The sequence below is a fragment of the Streptomyces sp. NRRL F-6492 genome, assembly GCF_001280125.1.
Classification (GTDB): Bacteria; Actinomycetota; Actinomycetes; order Streptomycetales; family Streptomycetaceae; genus Streptomyces.
The window spans coordinates 42,728-65,487 of sequence record NZ_LGEG01000218.1; the positions used below are offsets into that span (position 1 = coordinate 42,728).

24 protein-coding genes are annotated in these 22,760 nt (G+C 74.8%); 15 read left to right on the forward strand and 9 right to left on the reverse strand.

Annotated features, from left to right (window positions below; all coding sequences use genetic code 11):
• Positions 1–56: 56 nt before the first annotated feature.
• Entirely contained in the window at positions 57–350 is a 294-nt protein-coding gene (locus ADL08_RS18840; protein ID WP_053644430.1) for a YkvA family protein, read from the forward strand.
• Between the two features lie 66 nt (positions 351–416).
• Here ADL08_RS18840 and ADL08_RS18845 read toward each other — a convergent pair whose 3' ends face one another.
• The 7 genes from ADL08_RS18845 to ADL08_RS18885 all read right to left on the reverse strand — a co-directional run bounded on the left by ADL08_RS18845 (position 417) and on the right by ADL08_RS18885 (position 7,455).
• Entirely contained in the window at positions 417–806 is a 390-nt protein-coding gene (locus tag ADL08_RS18845) for a hypothetical protein (protein ID WP_053644432.1), read from the reverse strand.
• Between the two features lie 36 nt (positions 807–842).
• Entirely contained in the window at positions 843–1,451 is a 609-nt protein-coding gene (locus ADL08_RS18850) for a DUF3291 domain-containing protein (protein ID WP_078968269.1), read from the reverse strand.
• A gap of 32 nt (positions 1,452–1,483) precedes the next feature.
• Complete coding sequence (locus ADL08_RS18855) at positions 1,484–2,197, reverse strand: helix-turn-helix transcriptional regulator (RefSeq protein ID WP_053644434.1); 714 nt, start codon at positions 2,195–2,197, stop codon at positions 1,484–1,486.
• 70 nt (positions 2,198–2,267) lie between these two features.
• Positions 2,268–2,954 (reverse strand): response regulator transcription factor, encoded by a 687-nt coding sequence (locus ADL08_RS18860; protein WP_053644436.1) that lies wholly within the window; start codon positions 2,952–2,954, stop codon positions 2,268–2,270.
• Between the two features lie 33 nt (positions 2,955–2,987).
• The gene (locus ADL08_RS18865) at positions 2,988–4,217 is read right to left on the reverse strand and encodes a sensor histidine kinase (protein ID WP_063885316.1); all 1,230 of its coding nucleotides are present in this window, start codon (positions 4,215–4,217) and stop codon (positions 2,988–2,990) included.
• Between the two features lie 1,164 nt (positions 4,218–5,381).
• Positions 5,382–5,993 carry a TOPRIM nucleotidyl transferase/hydrolase domain-containing protein gene (locus ADL08_RS18880; RefSeq protein ID WP_053644442.1) on the reverse strand — a complete coding sequence of 204 codons (612 nt, stop codon included), beginning with the start codon at positions 5,991–5,993 and terminating at the stop codon, positions 5,382–5,384.
• Positions 5,994–6,081: 88 nt separating this feature from the next.
• Positions 6,082–7,455, reverse strand: coding sequence for a cytochrome P450 (locus tag ADL08_RS18885; RefSeq protein WP_053644444.1), 1,374 nt, complete (start codon positions 7,453–7,455; stop codon positions 6,082–6,084).
• 142 nt (positions 7,456–7,597) lie between these two features.
• Here ADL08_RS18885 and ADL08_RS18890 point away from each other — a divergent pair, with 142 nt between their 5' ends.
• Together ADL08_RS18890 and ADL08_RS18895 are read left to right on the forward strand one after the other, a co-directional pair.
• Positions 7,598–8,101, forward strand: coding sequence for a VOC family protein (locus tag ADL08_RS18890; RefSeq protein WP_053644446.1), 504 nt, complete (start codon positions 7,598–7,600; stop codon positions 8,099–8,101).
• A 187-nt stretch (positions 8,102–8,288) separates the two neighbouring features.
• A complete protein-coding gene (locus ADL08_RS18895) occupies positions 8,289–9,185 on the forward strand; it encodes an NAD-dependent protein deacetylase (RefSeq protein WP_053644448.1) in 897 nt (298 codons plus the stop codon).
• Positions 9,186–9,199: 14 nt separating this feature from the next.
• Here the strand turns inward: ADL08_RS18895 and ADL08_RS18900 are convergent, their stop codons facing one another.
• Together ADL08_RS18900 and ADL08_RS18905 are read right to left on the reverse strand one after the other, a co-directional pair.
• Positions 9,200–10,075: a class I SAM-dependent methyltransferase gene (locus ADL08_RS18900; protein ID WP_053644450.1), complete on the reverse strand. Its 876-nt coding sequence runs from the start codon at positions 10,073–10,075 to the stop codon at positions 9,200–9,202.
• A gap of 110 nt (positions 10,076–10,185) precedes the next feature.
• Complete coding sequence (locus ADL08_RS18905) at positions 10,186–10,782, reverse strand: helix-turn-helix domain-containing protein (protein ID WP_053644452.1); 597 nt, start codon at positions 10,780–10,782, stop codon at positions 10,186–10,188.
• Between the two features lie 189 nt (positions 10,783–10,971).
• On the opposite strand from ADL08_RS18905, the gene ADL08_RS18910 reads away from it, so the two are divergent.
• The 12 genes from ADL08_RS18910 (at position 10,972) to ADL08_RS18965 (ending at position 22,665) form a co-directional block, all read left to right on the forward strand.
• Positions 10,972–11,499 carry an NUDIX hydrolase family protein gene (locus ADL08_RS18910; protein WP_053644454.1) on the forward strand — a complete coding sequence of 176 codons (528 nt, stop codon included), beginning with the start codon at positions 10,972–10,974 and terminating at the stop codon, positions 11,497–11,499.
• Positions 11,500–11,611: 112 nt separating this feature from the next.
• Positions 11,612–12,031, forward strand: a complete 420-nt coding sequence (locus tag ADL08_RS18915; RefSeq protein ID WP_159043097.1) for a hypothetical protein — start codon at positions 11,612–11,614, stop codon at positions 12,029–12,031.
• A 77-nt stretch (positions 12,032–12,108) separates the two neighbouring features.
• Positions 12,109–12,735, forward strand: a complete 627-nt coding sequence (locus ADL08_RS18920) for a maleylpyruvate isomerase family mycothiol-dependent enzyme (RefSeq protein WP_053644459.1) — start codon at positions 12,109–12,111, stop codon at positions 12,733–12,735.
• 259 nt (positions 12,736–12,994) lie between these two features.
• The gene (locus ADL08_RS18925) at positions 12,995–13,249 is read left to right on the forward strand and encodes a hypothetical protein (RefSeq protein WP_107092054.1); all 255 of its coding nucleotides are present in this window, start codon (positions 12,995–12,997) and stop codon (positions 13,247–13,249) included.
• A gap of 43 nt (positions 13,250–13,292) precedes the next feature.
• On the forward strand, positions 13,293–14,384 hold the full coding sequence (locus ADL08_RS18930) for a YihY/virulence factor BrkB family protein (RefSeq protein WP_078968270.1): 1,092 nt from the start codon (positions 13,293–13,295) through the stop codon (positions 14,382–14,384).
• A gap of 77 nt (positions 14,385–14,461) precedes the next feature.
• Positions 14,462–15,481, forward strand: a complete 1,020-nt coding sequence (locus ADL08_RS18935) for an SDR family NAD(P)-dependent oxidoreductase (RefSeq protein WP_053644463.1) — start codon at positions 14,462–14,464, stop codon at positions 15,479–15,481.
• A 54-nt stretch (positions 15,482–15,535) separates the two neighbouring features.
• Entirely contained in the window at positions 15,536–16,018 is a 483-nt protein-coding gene (locus tag ADL08_RS18940; protein WP_053644464.1) for an SRPBCC family protein, read from the forward strand.
• Complete coding sequence (locus ADL08_RS18945) at positions 16,015–17,592, forward strand: phytoene desaturase family protein (RefSeq protein WP_053644466.1); 1,578 nt, start codon at positions 16,015–16,017, stop codon at positions 17,590–17,592. Before ADL08_RS18940 ends, ADL08_RS18945 begins: the two co-directional genes overlap by 4 nt.
• A gap of 209 nt (positions 17,593–17,801) precedes the next feature.
• A complete protein-coding gene (locus ADL08_RS18950; protein WP_053644468.1) occupies positions 17,802–18,218 on the forward strand; it encodes a YciI family protein in 417 nt (138 codons plus the stop codon).
• On the forward strand, positions 18,218–19,363 hold the full coding sequence (locus ADL08_RS18955) for an RNA polymerase sigma factor (protein WP_053644470.1): 1,146 nt from the start codon (positions 18,218–18,220) through the stop codon (positions 19,361–19,363). Before ADL08_RS18950 ends, ADL08_RS18955 begins: the two co-directional genes overlap by 1 nt.
• 252 nt (positions 19,364–19,615) lie before the next feature.
• Positions 19,616–21,334 (forward strand): PP2C family protein-serine/threonine phosphatase, encoded by a 1,719-nt coding sequence (locus ADL08_RS18960; protein ID WP_053644472.1) that lies wholly within the window; start codon positions 19,616–19,618, stop codon positions 21,332–21,334.
• 278 nt (positions 21,335–21,612) lie between these two features.
• Positions 21,613–22,665, forward strand: coding sequence for an NUDIX domain-containing protein (locus ADL08_RS18965; RefSeq protein WP_234352188.1), 1,053 nt, complete (start codon positions 21,613–21,615; stop codon positions 22,663–22,665).
• Positions 22,666–22,760 lie beyond the last annotated feature (95 nt).

Genomic DNA, 22,760 nt, shown 5'->3' on the forward strand with positions numbered 1-22,760 from the left:
CCGGACGAGACGTGCCCGACCGGTGCGACGCGGAGACACGGGGGTAGGAGAGCTCCATGGACGGTTCTCTCTGGATTGTGGTGGCCGTGGTCCTCGCGCTCGTGGTGGCGGGGTACGCGGCCGTTCTGCTCTTTCGTGTCTTCCGGGCCCGCAGGCTGCTCCTCGACGCCGGCGTCCCGTTGCAGTCCAAGGCCCTCTTCTGGGCGGCCGTGGTGTACACGGTGTCGCCGGTCGACCTGATCCCCGACCCCGTCTACCTGGACGACGTCGGCGTGCTGCTGCTGGCCCTGCGGGCGCTGCACTCGGCGGCCGCCAGGAGCCGGGCGGACCACAAGGAGCTGGAGGGCTGACACGGGACGGGGCGGTCCCCGCGGCCGCTCGACCGCGGGGACCGCCCCGTCGTTGTGCGCCCGGGGTCAGACCGCGCGCGGTCCGCCCCCGAGGAGTCCGCCACCGAACGGGCCGCCCGTCCGGTAGTAGACGCCGATCTCCTCCCGGTACTGCCGGTCGGCGAGGTGCTTGTCGGAGTGGAACTCCGGCGCGTCCTTGATCTGCTCCTTGGTCAGACCGAGGTGCACCTCCTGCCCCTCCAGGTCGATCCGGGTGACCGCGCTCGCCGGGATCAGCACCTCCTTGCCGAAGATCCACACCCCGGTGTCGACGACCAGGTAGGAGTCGTCGACCTCGTCGGAGTGCTTGTCGACCTTTCCGATGTGCCCGTCGGTCGCCTCGACCCGCCAGCCGGTCAGGTCAGTGCCCACCAGGTGGCCGAACGCCTCGCCGTAGCTCCACACGTTCTCCGCCATGTCGCTCACTCCTCCGTTCTCGGACGTTCCCCGCTCTCAGGAGGACCGCCTGCCCTGCGGACCGGGATGCACACCTGCACGGACGTCCGGGGAACGCACCGGCCGTTCGAGGGGCTCTCCGGGTCGTCGATGCCCGCCCGTCGCCGGTGACGTCGCCGACGGCACGTCCCCGAGGTGCCGGGCGGCCTCGGCGGCGGTGGAGGAGGAGGCGAAGGTGAACGCGCGGGGGGACGGCCCGTGCGCGCGCAGGTCCGTCAGCCGTTCCAGGGCCTCACCGACGGTCGGGAGGTGACCGGCGGGGACCCACCAGAGCACCAGGTGCGCCTCGGCGTGCCGTGCGAACCATTCGCGGCGCCGCCGCATCGCCTCCAGGTGTCCGCTGCGGTAGGCGAAGTCCCACAGGGCCTCCTGGGTCTCCCACACGGACAGGTTGACGATGACGTCCTCGCCCGCCGGGCGCAGGCCGGTGGCGTCGGCCGCTCCCTCCTCCACCAGCCGCCAGACGAAGCCGGGCGCGTCGTCGGCGGCGGCGTTGACCGGGTCGAGCAGGTCGACGAACGGCTTCACGCGCGGGTCGTCGAAGGGGTGGAGGAGCGTGGCGACGTTGAGCTGGGCGAGGTGGACGGCGTGCGGGGAGGCGGTCATGGCCTCATCTCAGCACGGCCCGCTTTTCTATGTCAACGTTCATTGTTTTTAGAGTTCTCGACCACGGCGCAGCACTCCCCCGGCCGGGCGTCCATGCGGGCGCGCACCGGCCCGTCCGTGCCGAGCAGCCCTTCCAGCAGGGCGAGGTTCATGCCGCAGACGAGCGGCGGGAAGCGCTCGGCGACGGCGTGGAAGGGGCAGTTGCGCATGCGGACGACGCGCCCGTCCGCTCCCGCCCTCCCTTCAGGGCCTCCGGCGCCTTCCCCCTCTTCCGGATGCGGCTCTTCCAGATGTGGCTCGTAGCCCCGGGCGGCCAGCACCCCCATGGCCTCTTCGAGGTCTCCGCAGGGCGCCGCCGGACCGCGCAGGGCCTCGCCCCGGCGGCGCGCGGCCGCGTGCAGTCCGGTGTCGAGGCCGGCCTCCTCGGCGGCCTCGGCCAGGAGTTCGGCGGCGGTGCGGTAGTCGCGCGCGGGCAGCGACACCGACCGCTCGGTCCGCGCCCGCGTGTAGACCTTGGCGGGGCGCCCGGCCCCGGGCCCCGAGCGGCCCGTCAGACGGCGGCTGCCGCTTTCGAGCAGCCCGGCCTCGGTCAGCCTGTCCAGATGGTGCGCGGCGAGCGTGCGCGCCACCCCGGCCGCCTCCGCGGCCTCGTTGCGGCCGACCTCGCGGCCCTGGGCCGCCACGTACTCGTACAGGCGGCGGCGTACCGGATCCTGCAACGCCGCGATCGCATCGATGTCCTCCACGCGCCCATTCTAGAAACAACGCGGATGGGAGATAGAAAAGCGAACTCTGCGCAGGGCCCGGCCCTCCTGTTCAGAGGCCCGGTACGACGAGGCCGCTCTCGTAGGCGACGACGACCGCCTGCGCGCGGCTGGCCAGGCCGAGCTTTCCCATGGCGCGGTTGAGGTGGGTCTTGACGGTGGCCTCGCTGATGTGGAGGTCCCCGGCGATCTGCCGGTTCGACAGGCCCCTGCCGGTCAGTCGGAGCACCTCGCGCTCCCGGCCGGTCAGCACGTCCAGTCCGGGTGCCCCGGCCCGGCCGGCCTCCTCGGCGGCGGGGGCGGCCCGGTGGGCGAACGCCTCGACGAGGCGCCTGGTGACGCTCGGCGCGAAGAGGTGGTCGCCGCCGGCCACGGCGGCCACCGCCGCCAGGAGCCGTTCGGGCCCGGAGTCCTTGAGCAGGAAGCCGGAGGCGCCGACGCGCAGCGCCCCGTACACGTACTCGTCCAGGTCGAAGGTGGTGAGGATCAGGACGCGGGGCGCCGGGTCGGTCGCCTCGGCGAGGATGCGGGCGGTGGCGTCGATCCCGTTGCCGCCGGGCATCCGGATGTCCATGAGGACGACGTCGGGGCGGAGGCGCGCCGCGAGCGCCACGGCCTCCTCGCCGTCCACGGCCTCTCCGACCACCTCCGTGCCCGGGGCGGCCTTCAGGAGCCCGACCAGGCCCGCGCGGATGAGGAACTGGTCGTCGACGACCAGGACCCTGATCACCTGGCTCATACGAGAGGTGGTCCTCCTGTCGCGTCGGCGGGCTCAGCCCTCCCGGACCGCCGGCGGGAGCCGGTCGTCCGGGCCGGGGCCACCGCGACGGCCGGTGGCGGGCGGTGCGCCGGCCTGTGCCGTGAGGGGCAGGGTCAGTCGCACGGCGAACCCGTCGCCTTCGTCGCGCGGGCCGATGTCGATCCGCCCGCCGTACAGCTTGGCCCGCTCCCGCATGCCGATCAAGCCGTGGCCGGTTCCCGCGGGCATGTGGGCCGGAATCGTCCGCCCGCCCTCGTTGGTGACGTCGACCTCCAGGTGCCGCGACCCGTAGCGGACGACGACCTCGGTCGCGGCTCCGGGCGCGTGCTTGAGGACGTTGGTGAGCGACTCCTGGACGACGCGGTAGGCGCAGAGGTCGGCGCCGGAGCCGATCGGGCGGGGGACCCCCTCGACGGTCAGCGCGACGGGCGTCCCTCCGGCCCCGACCCGCGCCACGAGTTCGCCGAGGCGGGCGAGGCCGGGCATCGGGCGGTCCGGCGCGCGCGGGTCGGTGCCCTCGCGCAACAGCGTGAGCATGCGGCGGAGTTCGTCGAGCGCCTCGGTGCCCGTGTCGGCGATGGTGTCCAGGGCGGCGCGCGCGGTCGCCGGGTCGCTGTCGAAGACGAAGCGCGCGAGCCCCGACTGCACGGAGATCACCGCCATGTGGTGGGCGACCACGTCGTGGAGCTCGCGGGCGATCCTGCCGCGCTCGTACGCGACCTCCCGCAGGGCCCGTTCCTCCTGCTCGGCGGCGAGCGCGCGGGTGAGTTCGGTGGCCTTGCGCGAGAGCGCGCCGAACCACCACAGCACGGCGGGGAAGACCACCGCCTGGCCCGCGGCGGCCGTCAGCGAACCGCGGTGCCAGCCGTACGCCTCGTTGAGCACACCGGCGCCGAGCCACGTCAGGCCGGTGAGCGCCGCGCCGGGCACCGAGATCCGGGCCGGGCGCTCCGAGGCGAGGGTGTAGGTCGCCAGGAGCGTGGCCAGGGAGTTGACCACGGGCCAGTACCCCAGGGACACGTAGACCGCGAAGCCGCTCTGCGCGAGGAGGAACACGGCGACCGGGAAGCGCGTCCGGACCACCGCGGGCAGGTTGACCACGACGACGAGCGCGCAGGCCGGAGCGTCGAGGGCCGGCCAGCCCTGGGCGGTGGCGTCCTGCCCGAGGAGCAGGGCCAGCCCCGTCATCGCGACGCCTATGAGGACGTTGGCGAGGGGGCCGCGGGGAGGACGGGGCTTCATCGCCGCAGCCTAACCACCCGTGACCGCCCGGGCGTCAACCCAGCGGCATACCGCGGTGGTTGTACGACCCGGAAGCCGTACGGTCCGTGCGCGGCCCGAGTCCCGCGCCGTACGGGCCCGCCGGCGCCGGCGTCCGGTCGCGGGGCGCGTGTACCGCGCGCGTCGCAGGCGTCCGGTCCCTACCGCGCCGGGTGGAGGGGCGAATCGTTCCAGGACGGGGCGATCGCCCACCGGCGGGCGCCTGTCGTCGGAGCACGGTGAGCGACCGGCGGAACTCCCCCGCGTCTCGCGGGCGTTCGGGGACCGACCCGCGCGGGGCACGGGACGGGGAGGGCGAGAGGGAGATGACGGCGCTGATCACCGGCCTGCTGCGGAAGGAGCCCGAGAGCCGCCTCACCGTCCAGGCCGCGCGGCCCCTCCTGAACGCCCTCGCCGCTCCCCCGGCCCGCCCCGCACCGGTGCGTACCCCCACCGTGGTGGTGGACGGCGCGCCGGGCGGGCAGCCCGCCCCGCTGCCGGTACGACTGCTCCGCGGCCGTTACGGCGCCGGAGCCGCCGCCGTGGTCGTCCTGGCCCCGGTCGTCATCCTGGTGCTCCGGTTCACGGGCGACGGGCCGCCGGAGGGCTGGAAGGGGTACGACGAGTACCGGACGGGGCTGTCCGTCGCGGCCCCGGCCGACTGGACGATCGCCGTCGAGGACAGGCTGGACAACGAGAACGGGGCCCACCGGGGCACCCGTTGCACCGCGCCCGGGGGCGACGCGTGGCTGCTCGTGGACCGGATGGAGAAGGCCACCGAGACCCCTCGGGCGATCGCCGAGCGGTGGAAGAGGGAGCACGAGCCGGCCTCTCCGCCGGCCGGTGGCGTCCCCGGCGTCGCCACCGTCGAGTCCACCACCCGGCAGGGCCGTGACGCGGCGGTCGTCACCGAGGCCTGCAACCGTCAGGAGGACGGCGTCCCGAGGCGGCTGTACAAGACCCTCGTCGTCGTCACCTCCCGGCAGGAGCGCGTGACCCCGGGGGTGGACGTGCCCGACGGGAAGGGCGCGGCGAAGGCCGCCGCCGACCTGCTGGAGAAGGCGCGCTCCGCCTTCGAGATCCGGGCCCCCCAGGGGGTGTCCGGCGGATCAGGGTCGAGTGGCCCGCGGCATCGGCGTACGGCGGTCACAGACTCGTCAGGAGGTCGTCGAGGGGTCTCGGCACCCGTCCGGTGTCGAGGGCCTCCGTCAGGAGGTGGCCGTAGCGGATCTTGCGGCCCTTCTTCGTGCCGAGGAAGCGCCGCAATTGCCGCTGCCGGGACCGGCCGTGCTGTGCGGGCTGGTTCAGGAAGGTCTGCCAGGCCCGCAGGTCGCCCTCCGTCCGGATGATCTCCTCGACCCGCTCCGGGCCCAGCGCGCGGACGAGCTCGTCCTCCAGGTCGGCCACGCAGACGAAGAAGCCCCCGGGCGGCGCCCCGGCCCGCTTCAGACCCCTTTCGTAGAAGCCCTGCTCGCCCTCGTCGCACAGCCCCGTCAGACGCAGGCCCAGGCCGGGCGGTCCGAGCAGAGCGGCGTAGCGGGCGATGTTCATCGCCCCGCCCATCGAGACCACGCACACGCCTTCCGCGGCGAGGTCCCGGCCGCGCCGTGCGGCCAGGGTCTCCACGGCCGCGAAGTCGCTCGGCCCTTCCAGGAGCACCGCCGTCCGCAGCCCCGGGGCCAGTTCCCTCGCCGTACCGCCGGAGCCGCCTGCCGCCCAGCGGCCGATCTCTTCCTGGAACGCCCTCGTGTCCACCATGGGGCGAGTCTGCACTTCCGCCGACCGGTGCGGTACGGAATATCCCGGGGCCCGGAGCCGGGCCGGGCCCTCGGCTCCGGGGTGGTGGCTACGCCTCCCTGGGGATCAGGCGGCAGCGGGCCGGGCCCGCCGCCTGGAGGGTGATCGCGGAGGTGAGGGGCACCTCGGTGTCGATGGCCTCGAAGTCGTACCGCTGGAGGATCATCGCCAGGGCGATCACCGACTCCAGCATCGAGAAGTGCTGGCCGATGCAGGCGCGCGGGCCGCCGCCGAAGGGGAACCAGGCGTACCGGGGGCGGGCGGCCTCCGCCTCGGGCGTGAAGCGGTCGGGGTCGAAGCGCTCCGCGTCCTCCCAGTAGTCCGGGTGGCGGTGGGTGACCCAGGGGGCCACGAGGACGTCCGCGCCCGCCGGAATGGTGACGCCCCCGATCTCGGTGGCGGCGACGGCGCGGCGGCCGACGACCGGGGCGGCCGGGAAGAGGCGCATGGCCTCCTTGAGGACCTGGGTGACGTAGGGCAGCGCGTCGAGGTCGGCGGCGCCGGGGGTGCGGCCCGCGAGGACCCGGTCGACCTCCTCCCGCGCCCGCTTCCGCGCCTCCGGGTGGAGGCCGAGCAGGTGGAGGGCGAAGCCGAGGGAGGTGGCGGTGGTCTCGTGCCCGGCGAGCAGGAAGACGAGGACCTGTTCGCGTAGTTCGGTGGCGTCGAAGCTGCCGTCCTCGGCGCTCTCGGCCCCGACGAGGAGCGTGAGGAGGTCGTCGCCCTCGTCCGACGTCCGGCCGGAGGCGCGGCGTTCGGCGATGATGCGGTCGCAGACCTCGTACAGCGCCCGGTGGACGGCCGCGGCCCTGCGGTTGCCGGGGGTGGGCCAGCTGCGGGGGACGTTGAGGGGGGAGAAGCCGCGGCGCAGCACGTAGGCGCCGAGTTCGGGGAAGCTGCGCTCGACGATCCGCACGGCCGCGTCGACGTCCGTGCCGAAGAGGATGCGGGCGACGGCGCGCAGGGCGAGCCGGGCCATCTCCTGGAGGACGTCGACGGACGCGGCGCCGCCGTCCCGCCACTCCCCGGTGAGGGTGGTGACCTCGGCGGCGACGGCCGCCGCGTAACCGTCGACGCGGCGGCGGGTGAAGAGGGGCTGGACGAGGCGGCGCTGGCGGAGGTAGTCCTCGTCCTGGCTGGTGAGGAGACCGTTGCCGAAGGACTCGCGGACCTCCTGGTAGAAGGCGTTGTCCTTGCGGAAGTTGGCCGATTCGCCGGCGAGGACCTGCTGCGCCCCCTCGGCGGAGAAGACGCCGTAGACGGTGGCGCGGATGCCGGGCGGTCCCGCGGTGATCCGTACGACGTCCCCGTGCTCGCGCCGGGCGCGCAGGAAGGTCTCCAGGGAGTCGTTCTTGAGGTCGAGCATGGAGCCGAGCAGCGGGTTCCCCGCGAGTTCGGGCGCTTCGGCACCGGTGGTGACGGTCATGGACGGTTCCCCCTCGTTCGTCGCCTGCGGGTGATTCTCCCCCAGGAGGTGACTCACTGGTAGGGATGGACGAACGACGTTCCACATCTGGCCTGTTGGCGTGAAACGGTCGTCTGTCAGTGGGGTCTGGGAAGCTCGTGGCATGGACCGAACCTCACCCTCCGAGCACCCCGGGCGTTCCGGGCGCCCCGAGATGACCCTGCAGCTGACCATCGACTGCGCCGACCCCCAGCGCCTCGTGCCCTTCTGGCTGGAGGCCCTGCGGTACGTCCCCGATCCGCCGCCCGCGGGCCACGCCACCTGGCGGGCGTACTGGGAGGCCATCGGTGTTCCCGAGGAGGAGCTGGGCGGGGACGCCGGGGAGCTCCCGGAGTCCATCGTGGACCCGGAGGGCACGGGTCCCCGGGTCTGGTTCCAGCGCGTCCCGGAACCGAAGACCGTCAAGAACCGCGTCCACCTGGACCTCAAGGTCGGCGGCGGCCGCGAGGTGCCGCTCGCGCTGCGCCGGGAGCGGGTGGACGGCGAGGTGGCCCGGCTGACGGCGATCGGCGCCACCGTCCTGTACGCGATGGACGAGCCGAACGGCATGGACTACTACGCGGTGGTCCTCCAGGACCCGGAGGGCAACGAGTTCTGCCTCGTCTGACCGGTGCGCACCGGCCGGACGGTTCCGCCCCGTCCGGCCGGTCCCGCCCCGTCCGGCCGGTGCGGGTGCCGATCCGGTGGGGGCCCGTCCCCCGCCGGTCCCCGCCCCGGGTCGCGCGGCGGCGTCCCGGGCCGCGGTGCCGTCGCGGCGGAGGCGGGTGGGGGCGCCCGTTCCGTACCCTGGCGGCATGCGCATGCGTCCCACCCTGAGCTGGACCCCCGGCGAGGACCTGCCGCCGGGCACCACGGACCCGGAGCCGGTCGTCGACGCGCTGGGCGCCGGCGGCGTGCTGGTGCTCAGCGGAGCGGGCCTCTCCACGGAGTCGGGCATTCCCGACTACCGGGGCGAGGGCGGGAGCCTGAGTCGGCACACCCCGATGACCTACCAGGACTTCACCGCGAGCCCCCTGGCCCGGCGCCGCTACTGGGCGCGCAGCCACCTCGGCTGGCGCACCTTCGGCCGGGCCCGCCCCAATGCCGGGCACCGGTCCGTGGCCGCCTTCGGGCGGCACGGCCTGCTCTCGGGCGTGATCACCCAGAACGTCGACGGTCTGCACCAGGCCGGCGGCAGCGAGGGCGTCGTGGAACTCCACGGGAGCCTGGACCGGGTCGTGTGCCTCTCCTGCGGCACCTTCAGCCCGCGCCGCGACCTCGCCCGGCGGCTGGAGGAGGCCAACCCGGGCTTCGATCCGGTGGCGGCCGGGATCAACCCGGACGGCGACGCCGACCTCACCGACGAGCAGGTCGGCGACTTCCGCGTGATGCCCTGCGCGCTCTGCGGCGGCGTCCTCAAGCCCGACGTGGTGTTCTTCGGCGAGGCCGTCCCGCCGTCCCGGGTCGAGCACTGCCGCGAGCTGGTCCGCGAGGCGACCTCGCTGCTGGTCCTGGGCTCCTCCCTGACGGTGATGTCCGGGCTCCGGTTCGTGCGCCAGGCGGCCCAGGCAGGGAAACCGGTGCTGATCGTCAACCGGGACCCGACACGGGGCGACCGGTACGCCGTCACCCGCGTCGCGCTCCCCCTGGGAGCGGCCCTCACCGCCGTGGCCGACCGCCTGGGCGTCCCCGTCGCCGTCGACGACCACTGAGGTCGAACCGTGGATCAGCCCTCGCGGCGGGCGGCCCAGGCGGTGCGCTCGGTGCGTACGCCGAGGTCGTCGCGGCGCAGGATGCTGTGGGGCCCGTCGGTGTCGAGGAGCCGGTCGAGCGCGGCGAGGTCCTCGGGCGGGAGGACGTCGGCGACGCCGTGCCGGATGCGCCGCAGACCGCCGAGGGCGTACGCGCCGATCGTCTCGTCGCGGGAGGCCTCGACGTTCACGGTGATCGTGCGTTCGCCGTCGAGGACGAATCCGGCGCCGGTGAGCATCGGCCCCCAGTCGGCGCCCCGGTGGGGCACGTGCTCGGCGTGGAAGCGGTCGCTCGCGGTGTGACAGCGCTCTTCCAGGCCGGGCCGGTCCTCCGGGGCGTCCTCGGGCAGGAAGCGGGGGAAGCCGGCCAGCTCGACCACGGCGAACAGTCCGCCGGGGGCGAGGAGGTCGTGGACCTCACGCAGGGCGCGGTCGGGGTGGAGCATGTGGTGCAGGGAGGCCGAGGCCCACACCAGGTCCGGGGTGCCGAGGTCGGGCCAGTCGGTCCGGTCGAGGTCGGCCTGCACGGTGCGTACGCGCCCCTCCACGCCCCGGGCGCACGCCTTCTCCCTCAGCCGCTGAAGGTGCTCGGCCGAGGAGTCGACGGCGGTGACGTGGGCTTCGGGGAAGCGGTCGAGGAGGGCGAAGGTGCCCGCTCCCGTGCCGCAGCCCAGGTCCACGATCTCGCGCGGGGGTGTCCGGAGGGGCAGCCAGGAGATGAGGGCGGCGGTGTGCTCGGCGAGGACTTCCGCGTCCAGGTCGAGGATCTCCGCCTGACTGTCCGCGCCGTGGGAGCGGGAGTGGGAGTGCGCGGAGGAGCCGGAGTGGGAGTGGGGGTGTGCGTGGGTCATGCCTCCACGCTAGGACGCCCATGCGTCTGCGGCACGACTTCATTCCTTTTGCGCAAGACAATCGCCCCGTTCGCTGCCCGAGGCGCAAGACGCGGCCGCCCCGCACCGTCTCACCGGCCCGACGGCTCCCGGGAGTCGCGGTCGCCGTCGTCGCGCTGGTGGCCGCGGCGGGCGTCGCGGTCGAAGATGCCCAGGAGCTCGCACGGGCCCCCTTCCGCGCCGATCGCGTGCGGCATCATCGTGGGGAACTCCGCGGCCTGGTTGGTCTCGATGCGGAAGCGGCGGTGCCCCAGCATGAGGGTCGCCGTGCCGGACAGGACGACGAGCCATTCCCGTCCCGGGTGCGCGCGCATGCGGGAGGGGTTGTCCGGCGGGGGGTCGGTGATCCGCTGGCGGATGACGGTCATGCCCGGCTCGCCCTTGATCGGCCAGCGCAGCTGTCCGCGCGCGCCGTCGACCATCGGACTGATGACGACGTCCTCGGCGGCGGTCTCCACGAGCTGGTCGAGCGTGGTGTCCAGGGCGCGGGCGAGGATGACCAGCTGGTCGAGGGCCAGGCGGCGCCGGCCGTTCTCGATGCGGCTCAGGGAGGACTGGCTGAGCCGGGCGCGGGTGGCGAGCTCCTCAAGGGACCAGCCCTGCGCCACCCGCAGGGCGCGGATCCGCTTGCGTACCAGACCGTCCAGATCTTCTTCGCTTTGCTCCATGAGCAATAGCGTATGCCTGATCCGCAAAATCCGAACGTCCGGACGGGCATCGGTCTTCTCCCCCGGCGAGCCGGGGCGCCGGGAAGCCGTACGGGAGTTCCCCGGAAACCTCACCCGAACGAGCGGTGTGCCCCTCCCGCCCCGTTCCGCTGGGACCGGCCGGGTAAGTATGATCAAGCGATGTCTGATATGACCGAGACCACGCCCGGCTGGCTGTCCACGGACGAACTGGAGATGGCCAGGGGCCACATGCCCATCCTGTACGTCGAGGCCGTCCCCGTGCGCGTGGACGACAGCGGCGAAGTCACCAGCGTCGGGCTGCTCCTGCGCATCGGCGCGGACGGAACGATCAGCCGCACCCTGGTGTCCGGCCGTGTCATGCACCACGAGCGGGTCCGTGACGCGCTGCTGCGCCACCTGGAGAAGGACCTCGGTCCCGTGGCCCTGCCCAGGGTCCCCGCCTCCCTCCAGCCCTTCACCGTCGCCGAGTACTTCCCCACGGCGGGCATCACCCCGTACCACGACCCCCGCCAGCACGCGGTGTCCCTCGCCTACATCGTGCCGGTGGCCGGCGACTGCCGTCCCCGTCAGGACGCCCTCGACCTCGTCTGGTTCAGCCCGCAGGAAGCGGCCTCCCCGGCCGTGCAGGGCGAGATGCCGGGTGGGCGGGGAGCACTGCTGAAGCAGGCCCTCGCACACGTCGGACACACCTACTGAGGTCGCCCCGCGAGGGAGCCGGTGACCGCGCCGGCCCGGCGTCCGGGCCAACCGGGACGGGCGCGCTGCGTGGCGCCGTCCCGGTGGCGACCCGCGCGCTTACGGTGCCTGCATGACGACAGAACCGGAAGGGGACCCGGCCGAGTCGGCCGACGTCCGTGCGGCGCGCGCAGCCATCGAGGCCCATCTGAGCCGTATGGATCCGGCCCCGGAGCGGGAGCGGGACGCTGCCGGGGCCACCGGCTCCTCCGCTTCCCGGGAGGGGCGGGACGAGGACGCGCGGGACGGTGGCCGCCGCATCGACGACGCCACGGCGGAGCGCATCGCCCGTGAGGCCTGGGACGCGGTGTCGGCGGCCACGCCGCCCCCGCCCGATCCCGGCACCGACCGGGCTCCCGCGCGGGGCGCCCGGGAGCCCGCGGAGGTCACCGAGCTCCGTGGGCGGGCGATCGCCGTCGCCCGTGGCCTGCACCAGCTCGGCTACCACCTCGACGAGACGCTCCTGCCCGGCCCCGACATGGCCGCCGGCTAGCGGGCGCGCCGGGCGATGAGTTCCCGTCGCCCCGGCGGTCCTCACTGTCGGACATCGTGACCGACGGAGGAGGAGCCATGGCGCAGGACGTCTGGCCGATGGTGCACGCGGAGCGCGCCGCGCTCGTCGAGGACCTCGGGCGCCTCGGCGAGGAGCAGTGGGACGAGCCCTCGCTCTGTGCCGGGTGGACCGTGCACGACGTGGTCGCCCATCTGGTCGACACGGCCCGTACGACGCGCCTGGGGTTCGTGGTCGGTCTGGCCGGGGCGCGGTTCGACTTCGACCGCCAGAACGCCCGGGGGGTGGCCCGCGAACGCGGCGCCACGCCCGGGGAGACGCTGGAGCGGTTGCGCCGGGTGGCGTCACGGAGGTCGACCCCGCCGGCGCCCCTCGACAGCCGGCTCGTCGAGGAGGTCGTCCACGGCGAGGACATCCGCAGGCCCCTGGGGCTCACCCGCGCCTATCCGCCTTCGGCCGTCGGACGGGCGCTCCGTCTGCAGGTGCGGACCCCGGCGTCGTTCGGCGGAGCCAGGGAGCTGCTGGCCCGCGTCCGGCTCTCCGCGACCGACGCGGACGTGCGGATGGGCGCGGGGCCGGAGGTCACCGGACCCGCGCTCTCCCTGCTCCTGGCCGTCTGCGGGCGGGAGGCGGCGTTCGGCGACCTGGACGGGCCGGGCGTCGCCGTGCTGTCGTCGGCCTCCTAGCGAGCGGGGAGCGTGCGGGCCGTGTGCCGGGGCGAGACGCCCGGGCATCGCCGTGCCGGGGCCGGACCGGAGGCGGGTCCGGCCTCGATCCCGATCCCGGTCCAGGCCTCGGCCTCGGCCTCGATCCCGGTCCCGGTCCCTTCGGTCGCAGAACCTTCACACGAGCCGTCGCGCGTCGGACGCGGATGCGGGCACCCGCTCGGGGAGCGAGGAAACGCGGTCGGCGAGGCCGACGCGTTCGACGAGGAGGAAAAGTGCCGTGGTTGTGATCGCCGTTCTCCTGCTGCCCCTGCTGGGACTGCTCCTGTTCCTCATGGACCGGGTCGAGGACCGGGTCATGACCCCGCCGAAGACGTCGCGCCATGCCGGCCGGCGTCATCTCCGGCTGGTGCGGAATCCGGACCGGCCGGTCGGGGAGCGCCGTCCGGCGCGGCACCGGTCGGTCCGGGGCGGGTCCGCGCCCGTGGGCGGGTCCGGATCGGGCACGGGCACCGGGCGCGCCGACGCCGCCTGATGACGTGGGCTTATGCGCGACGGGCCGGGGCACCCGCAGGAGCATGGCCACATCTCACCATGCAGGAGACGAAGAGCGCGGCGACGAGGCAGCGGCGCGGGAGACGCCGACGCCCGAGGAGGTCGGGCCGGGGCCCGAAGTGGAGCGGCGCGCCCCGGACGCCCCGACCGAGCTGAAGGGCCGCTCCTGGCTGGGGGTCCTCAAGGGCTCGGTGCGGGAGTTCAAGGACGACGAGCTGACGGACCGGGCGGCGGCCCTCACGTACTACGGCATCCTGGCCCTCTTCCCCGCCGTCCTGGTCCTCCTGTCGCTGCTCGGCATCAGCGGGAAGTCGACCACCGACCGGGTGATGGAGAACCTGCGGCAGCTCACCCCCGGCCCGGCCCGCGACATGCTCAACAACGCCGTGGAACAGCTCCAGGGGCAGGCCGGCACGGGTTCGGTCATGGCGATCGTCGGCGTGGTGCTCGCCCTCTGGTCGGCGTCGGGCTACGTGGGGGCGTTCATCAGGGCGGCCAACCAGGTCTACGACATGCCGGAGGGCCGCCCGGTCTGGAAACTCCTTCCCGTACGGGTCGGGATGACGGCCGTTCTGATGGTCCTGGCGGTGATCAGCGCCCTGATCGTGGTGTTCACCGGCACCCTGGCACGCCAGGCGGGGACCGCCCTCGGCATCGGTGACACCGCGCTGACGGTGTGGTCGATCGCCAAGTGGCCGGTCCTGGTCCTGCTGGTGTCCGCCATGATCGCGCTGCTGTACGGGGCCAGCCCCAACGCCAAGGTCAAGGGGTGGAAGTGGGTCACGCCCGGCAGCGTCCTGGCCCTGCTGATCTGGATGCTCGCCTCCGCCGGGTTCGCGCTGTACGTCAGCCAGTTCGCCTCGTACAACAAGACGTACGGCACGATGGCCGGCGTCATCGTCTTCCTGGTCTGGCTGTGGATCAGCAACCTCGCCCTGCTCCTGGGTCTGGAGTTCGACGCCGAGGCGGTGCGGCAGCGGGCCGTGCTCGGTGGGATGCCGCCGGACCGGGAGCCGTACACGGAGCCGCGGGACACCCGCGCCTGGGACGAGGAGGACGTGCGACGGTTCGAGGAGCAGCGGCCGTCCGGTGACGCGCCCGGGAAGCGGGCGTAGAGCGGGGGTCGTCCCGGTCCCGCCGCGGCGGAGCGCTCCGGGCGCATGAACCCTGTGAAACGGGTCATATGCGACGCATGAAGACAGGAGCGCGCGTGCTCGCGCCCGGGACCGTCGTCGTGGTCACGGGCGCGTCGAGCGGGATCGGGCGCGCCGTGGCGCGGACGTTCGCCGGGTGCGGCGCGCGCCTGGTCGTCACCGCCCGCAGCACGGACGTCCTGGACGAGGTGGTGCGGGAGTGCGCGGCCGCCCACCCCCGGGCCGAGGCGGTGGCCGTTCCCGCCGACGTCACGGACGCGGCCGCGGTGGACCGGGTCGCGCGGACGGCGCTCGACCGGTTCGGCCGGGTCGACGTCTGGGTGAACGCGGCGGGGGTCGGAGTCCTGGGCCGCCTCGACCGGGTGCCGTCGGAGGACGTGCGCCGGCTGTGGGAGGTCAACGTCCTGGGCGTGCTCCACGGGGTGCGGGCGGCGCTTCCCGCGATGCGCCGCCGGGGCCGGGGCGTGATCATCGACCTCTCGTCCCTGCTCGGGGGCGCCGTGGAGGCGCCGTACCAGGGCCCCTACGCGGCTTCGAAGGCCGCCTTGATCACCCTCGACGAGGTGCTGCGCCAGGAACTGGCGCTCTCCGGCGACCACGGGATCGCCGTGTGCACCGTCCTGCCGACCGGCGTCGACACGCCGTTCTTCCAGCACGCGGCCAACCACACGGGCCGCCGTCTGCGCTCCCTTCCGGCCGTCGCCACCCCCGAGCGGGTGGCGGCGGCCGTCGTGCGCGCGGCGGTCCGCCCCCGGCGGCGCGTGGTCGTCGGACCGGGCGCGCGGTCCCTGCCGGCCGCCCACGCCCTGGCGCCCGCCCTGGTGCGGCGCGTGATCCGGCGGCGTACCGAGGACCACTACTTCGACGTGCCGGGTACGGCGCCGGTCACCGCCGGCATCCTCCACGACCCGTCCGGGGACACCACGGCGGTGTCCGGCGGCCGGCACGCGCGGATCCGTACGGCGGGCCGCCGGGCCGCCGCCCTGGGCGTCGGCGCCGGCCTGGTGGTCGGCGCCCTCCGCGTCCGCTCCCGGCTTCCCCTCCGACGTCCCTCCTGACCTCCCTTACGACTACGACGTCCCTCCCGACTTCCTCCTGAGGAGATCCCAGCCATGGCACAGTGGAACCGTCTCGTCAAAGCCCCGCCCGAGGACGTCTGGTCGGTCCTGAGCGACGGCCGGCTGTACTCCCGGTTCGTGGTCGGCACCCACGACACCTGGGAGGAGGACGGGAAGTGGCCCGCCCCGGGGGCGGAGCTGGGGTTCGTCCTGAAGCTCGGACCGAAGTCCTACCGGGGCCGCACCACCTCCCGGATCTGCGAGCCGGGCCGCCGTCTCGAACTGGAGGCGAAGACCGACCTGGGCACCGCCCGCATCGCCTTCCGGCTGGAACCGTGGGGCGACGACACCCTCGTCATCGTCGACGAGCACCCACTCCGGGGTCCCGCGGCACGCTGGCACAACACGGCCGTCGACGCGCTGACGCGCTTGCGCCACCGCGGGATGCTGGCGCGCCTGGAGGAGGTCGCCACCGCTCGGGGGCGGGGGGCGGGCCGGGGGCGGGGAGCCGACCGGGAGCGGGGGGCGCGGACGTGACGGCGCCCGACGCCGTGGTCATCGGCGCCGGGCCCAACGGTCTGGTGGCGGCCAACCTCCTCGCCGACGCCGGATGGCACGTCGTCGTCCTGGAGGCCCGGGACGAGCCGGGCGGGGCCGTGCGCAGCGACCGGAGCGTCCACCCCGACCACGTCCACGACACGTTCAGCTCCTTCTACCCGCTCGCCGCCGCCTCGCCGGTGATCCGGGACCTCGCGCTCGACCGGTACGGGCTGCGCTGGAGCCACGCCCCCGCCGTCCTGGCCCATCCGCTCGCCGACGGACGCTGCGCGGTCCTCAGCCGCGACGTCCGGGAGACCGCCGCCTCGGTGGCCGGTTTCGCCGACGGCGACGGCGCGGCCTGGGAGCGGCTGCACCGGCTCTGGCGCGGCGTCGCCGACGACGTGATCGGGTGCCTGTTCACCCCGTTCCCGCCGGTACGGGCGGGGACGCGGCTGCTCGCCAGGACCGGTCCGGGCGACGCGCTGCGGCTGCTGCGCACGATGCTCCTGCCCGCCCGCCGCTTCGGCGAGGAGAACTTCGCGGGCGAGGGCGGGAAGCTGCTGATCGCCGGGAACGCGCTCCACGCCGACCTGGGACCCGAGTCGGCCCTCGGCGGCGGTTTCGGCTGGCTCATGAGCATGCTCGGGCAGGACCACGGCTTCCCGGTGCCCGTGGGCGGGGCGGGGCGACTCACCGACGCGCTCGTGGCGCGGCTGCTCGACCGGGGCGGCGAGCTGCACTGCGGCCGTCCCGTGGCCCGGGTGGTGGTCCGCGGCGGCCGGGCGGTCGCCGTCCGCACCGACGACGGCACCGAGGTCCCCGCGCGGCGGGCGGTCCTCGCCGACGTCCCGGCACCCCTGCTGTACGAGCGCCTCGTCGGCGAGGAGCACCTGCCGCCGCGGCTCCGCGCCGATCTGCGCCGCTTCCAGTGGGACTTCTCCACGGTCAAGGTGGACTGGGCCCTCGACCGCCCGATCCCCTGGACCTCCGAGGGCGCGCGCCGCGCCGGGACGGTGCACGTGGCCGAGGGCGTGGACGCGCTCACCCGCTTCGCCGGGCAGATCGCCATGCGGCAGGTGCCGGAGGTGCCGTTCACCGTGCTCGGGCAGATGACCACGGCGGACCCGAGCCGCTCCCCCGCCGGTACGGAATCGGCCTGGGGCTACACGCACGTCCCACAGCACATCCGGTCCGACGCCGGGCGGGACGGCATCCGCGGACGCTGGGACGAGCGCGAGAAGGAGGCGATCGCCGACCGCGTGGAGGCGGGCGTCGAACGCCTGGCGCCCGGCTTCCGCGCCGCCGTACGCGCCCGGCGGGTCCTGGCGCCGCCCGATCTGGAGCGGCTCAACCCGGCCCTGGTGAGCGGGGCCATCAACCAGGGCACCACCGGCATGCACCAGCAGCTGGTCTTCCGTCCCTCGCCGGGCACCGGGCGCCCCCGCACCCCGATCCGGGGCCTCTACCTCGCCTCCGCCACGGCGCACCCGGGCGGCGGCGTCCACGGGGCCCCCGGCGCCAACGCGGCCCGCGCCGCCCTCCGGGGCCCGCACCTCCCCCGGCGGCGATGAGGCCGGGGCGGCTCCGGACCGGGGGCCGCCCCCCTCTCTCACGGGTGCCGGGGAAGGGTCGGGGGCCGCCCCCTCTCTCACGGGTGCCGGGGAAGGGTCCGGGAAGAAGCCAGAAAACTTCGGCCGGCGATGTCGAGAAGCCGTGCCCCGCTCCGTCCCGGGGGTGAACGCGACCACAATGGGCCGCACCCCCTCCGAGGAGAGACACCATGGCCAAGTACCTGCTGCTGAAGCACTACCGGGGCGCCCCGGCCGCCGTCAACGACGTGCCCATGGAGCGGTGGACGCCGGAGGAGATCTCGGCGCACGTGCGGTACATGAACGACTTCGCGGCCCGGCTGCAGGAGAGCGGCGAGTTCGTCGACGGTCAGGCGCTCGCCCCCGAGGGGTCGTGGGTCCGCTACGACGGCGAGGGCCGCCCGCCGGTCACCGACGGCCCGTTCGCCGAGACCAAGGACCTGATCGCCGGCTGGATGGTGATCGACGTCGACGGCCACGAGCGCGCCGTCGAGCTGGCGGGCGAGCTGTCGGCCGCCCCCGGGGCGGGCGGGAAGCCGATCCACGAGTGGCTCGAGGTGCGTCCCTTCCTGACCGCGCCGCCCACCACCACGGAGTGGTGCCACTGATGGACGAGGCCCTGCTCAGGGGCCTCGTACCGGGTGTCCTCGGGATCCTCGTCCGCCGCGGGGCCGACTTCGCGGCGGCCGAGGACGCCGTACAGGACGCGCTGGTCGCGGCGGTCCGCGTCTGGCCGGCCGATCCGCCCCGGGATCCGAAGGGCTGGCTGGTCACCGTGGCCTGGCGCCGGTTCCTCGACGCGGCCCGGGCGGACACCGCCCGCCGCCGGCGCGAGGACCTCGTCGACGAGGAGCCGGCTCCCGGGCCCGTGCCCGCGGTGGACGACACGCTCCGGCTCTACTTCCTGTGCGCCCACCCGTCGCTGACGCCGTCGTCCGCGGTCGCGCTCACGCTGCGCGCCGTGGGCGGGCTGACCACCCGGCAGATCGCCGAGGCCTATCTGGTGCCCGAGGCGACCATGGCGCAACGCATCAGCCGGGCCAAGCGGACGGTCTCCGGCGTGCGCCTCGACCGGCCCGGCGACGTGGCCACCGTGCTGCGCGTCCTCTACCTCGTCTTCAACGAGGGGTACTCGGGCGACGTCGACCTCGCCGCCGAGGCCGTCCGGCTCACCCGGCAGCTCGCGGCCGTGATCGACCACCCCGAGGTGGCGGGGCTGCTCGCCCTCATGCTGCTCCACCACGCCCGGCGCGCGGCCCGGACCGCGCCCGACGGCGCCCTGGTGCCGCTCGCCGAGCAGGACCGGAGCCGGTGGGACACGGAGGCGATCGCCGAGGGCGTCGCGATCCTGCAGGCGGCCCTCGCCCGCGACCGGCTGGGCGAGTTCCAGGCCCAGGCCGCCGTCGCGGCGCTGCACGCCGACGCGCCCACCGCCGGGGAGACGGACTGGGTGCAGATCGTCGAGTGGTACGACGAGCTCGCGCGCCTGACGGACAGTCCGGTCGTCCGGCTCAACCGCGCGGTGGCCGTCGGCGAGGCCGACGGGCCGCGGGCCGGCCTGGCGGCGCTCTCGGCGCTGGACGGTTCGCTGCCCCGGTACACGGCGGTGGCGGCGTACCTCCACGAGCGCGCCGGTGACCCGGTGACGGCGGCGCGGCTGTACGCCGAGGCGGCCCGCCGGGCACCGAACCTGGCCGAGCGGGACCACCTGACGCGGCGCGCCGCCCGGCTCAACACCGGCCGGGGCCACTGAGGGCACCGGGACACCACCGAGAAGCCGCTGACGGGGGTACGTTCCAGGGTCCGGGGGCCGTCGCGGTCCGGTCTTCCCGGGCTCGGCCGGGACCCGCGCATGAACCGGCCGGGGATGGGCAGCCGCCCCCCTGACGGCCGGGTCCCCGGTGGCCGTGCGGGTCGCCGTCAGGCGAGTGGCCGGTGGAGCCGAACGAGGCGGCGCCGGTGCTCGGAGGCGAGCGGCACGTCGTGTGGTTCGCGGAGGAGGACGATGAGCTTTCCCCTGCCCGACAGCGTCGACGCCCTCAAGGACATGATCGGCCGCGAGGTCACCTCCCTGCGCGCGGCGGTGCGCCGGAACGCGGAACGCCCGCAGGGGGCGCAGACCGGCACCGACCGTGCGTCGCCGGTGCGGTCCCTGGCGGTGCTGCCGCCCTCCGCGGAGACGGGCGAGACGTCGCCGTGTCTGTGCGGCAGCCATGAGCAGGGTGCCCGGGGGACCTGTTCGATACTCGCCGCGATCCCCGCCTCGGCCGTACTGCTGGAACCGCTGTGGAACGAATCGGGGGGCATCCCGGACTTCCGGATCGTGGCCGGGAACCGCACCCGGTCGGCGGACTGGCTGGAGGCGCCGGACCACCAGGTCGGACAGCGTTTCCTGGAGGCGCGGCCGGGTGCGGCGGACTCGGGCCTGCTGGCCGCCCTGAAGGACGTGGTGGGCACCGGCAAGCCGCTGAACGGGCAGGTGGTGGACTACACCGAGCAGCGGCTCGGCCGGATCCACCGGACCCCGCTGCTGTACACCGCCGCCCGGTGCGGCGAGCAGGTCCTCGTGACGTGGCGGCCCCTGCAGAGCACCGCGGAGCTGATGACGACAGACGCGCAGTTCCTCGCCTCGATGGGGTGGGGCAACTGGGACCTGCTCTCCGGGAAGGTGACCTGGTCGGAAGGGCTCAGCCGGATCCTCCACGCCGACGTGCGCATGCCGTGGTCGCTCGACCAGCTGTGCGACGCGCTGCTGCCGGACGACCTGACGGCGTTCTCCGAGTTCCTCACGTCGGTCCTCGCGGGCGAGGAGCCCGCCTGGACCCGGATCCGTTTCCTGGTGCTCGGCGAGGTCCGCACGCTCGACCTGCTCGGGCGGCCGGTCACCGGGACGGACGGCAGGGCGTGGGCCCTCAACCTGGTGGCCCGCGACCTCACGCCGCAGATCCGCAGCCGGCGGCGGCTGGCCGAGACGGAGCGGGAGACGGACCGGCTGCGGCGGCAGACGGAGGCGGAGCGGAGGATCGCGGACACGCTGCGCGAGGCGATCCTGCCGACGCACTCGGAGGCGCTCGCGGCGGTCGGGCTCACCGTGGCGGCCTCCTACCGGCCGGCCGAGCCCGACGCGGCGGTGGGCGGCGACTGGTACAAGTGCCGGCTGCTGCCGGACGGCCGGGTGCTCGTGGCCATCGGGGACGCGTCGGGGCACGGCCTGGAGGCCGTGGCGCGGATGGCGCAGCAGCGGCACGCCCTGGCGGGCCTGGCGCAGACGGGCGCGTCCGCCGGGGAGATCACGACCTGGCTGAACGAGCTGGTGTGCAGCGATCCGACGGGACAGACGGCCACGGTGGTGGTCGGCCACCTCGACGAGGAGAAGGTCCTGCACTGGGCCGACGCCGGCCATCCCGCGCCGCTGCTGCTGCGCGAGGGCCGTGCCGAGCCGTTGGAGGCCAAGCAGCGCGGTCCGCTCCTCGGCGCGCTGCCGGGGTACGCGTACGAGACCTCGTCGACGCCGCTGCGCCCGGGCGACGTGCTGGTCCTCTACACCGACGGCATGGTCGAGCACCGGGGCGAGGACGTGACCGTGGGGATCGCGCGGCTGGCGGACGCGGTGGCGGCCGCCGCGTCCCTGGAGCCGCGGCAGCTGATCGACGCGCTGCTCGCCGATCCCGAGCTCGCGGGCCACGAGGACGACGCGTGCGTCCTGGGGATCCGGGTGGACTGAGCGTCCGGCGCGCGGCGGGGGCCCCTTGCGGGCTCCCGGCGGGGCCCGGCGTGACGCTCCGCGCTCCTCGTCCGTTGAGTGAACCGGGGAGGGCGTGTGGTCGTCGGACCGTGGGGGAACGAGACGGTGTCCGCGGCACCGGGCACCCCCGCGGGTCGGTTCGCCGCCCGGAAACGGACGCCTTCCGCCGCCGCCTTTCCTTCGCCCCTCCGGGGCGCCGCACCGATCGGAGAGAGATGACGACGCCTTCCGCACCCGACGGGTCTCCCGGTACGTCGATGACCGACGAGGAGTACGGGCTCCTGCGCGCCTCCGCCGCCCTGTGGGCCGGGACGTCCGTGCTAATCACCAACGCGTACGGGCAGGTCCTGGTCCAGCGCGTCGACTACCGGCCCTGGCGCCTCCTGCCGGGCGGGGCCGTCGACCAGGGCGAGTCCCCCGCCCGCGCCGCCGGCCGGGAGCTGGGGGAGGAACTCGGCGTCACGGCGGCCGTCGACCGGGGCCTCGCCGTCGACTGGGTGTCCGTCGACGGCTTCGGCGCGCCCGAGGTCATGCGGTTCCCCGGCGAGATCGTGCACGTCTTCGACGGAGGCGTCTGGGACGAGGACCGGATCGCCTCGATCCGGCTGCCCGGTCACGAGGTCGAGGCCGTGGAGTTCGTCGAGCCCGCCGACCTGCCCGGTCTGATGATCCCCGGCGACGCCCGCCGCGCCCTGTCCGCGCTGCGCGCCCGCATCGAGGGCGCCGGCCCCGCGCTCCTGGAGAACGGCGTCCCGATCGCCCCCGGCGTCCTCGACCGGGTCGGCGTCCTGCGCACCGCACGGGACCGCGACCACCGCCCCTTCCACCCCTCCCCCGTCCCCGACGGCCTTCCGGTCCGGGAGTCGCGGGGCTGGCTGTTCGCCCCGGACGGGCGGGTGCTCGTCCTCCTCGACCCCGACACGGGCGCGGCCCGCCTGCCCGGCGGGACGCCCGAACCGGCGGACCACGACGATCCCTGGGCCACGCTGGTCCGCGAAGCCGACGGGGCGGCCGCGGCCACGGCCGCCCGGCCCCTGTACCTCGGGCACCTCCTCGCCCCGGACGGGCCGTACGCGCTCGTCCGTCACGCCGCCGCCCTCACCCTGCTCGGCCCTCCGCCGGTCGATCCGGCCACCGGCCGCGCCCGCGCCCGGGTCCTGGCCACCCCGGAGCAGGTGCTGGAGCTCTTCGACTGGGGCCCGCACGGGGCCGCGCAGCTCGCGGCCGCGCACCGGGCCCGCGCGCTGCTCGGCCTCCCCCGGGCCGCCCGGCAGGCGGTCACCGAGCTCACCGGACCCGTCGCCTACTAGGCAGTTTCTTACGGATCACCGTCCAAGCTCCGGGCTGTAGGTGGTGGGATGGTGTCATGCGACCTGAGCATTGTGTGACCAGGAACCACATCGAG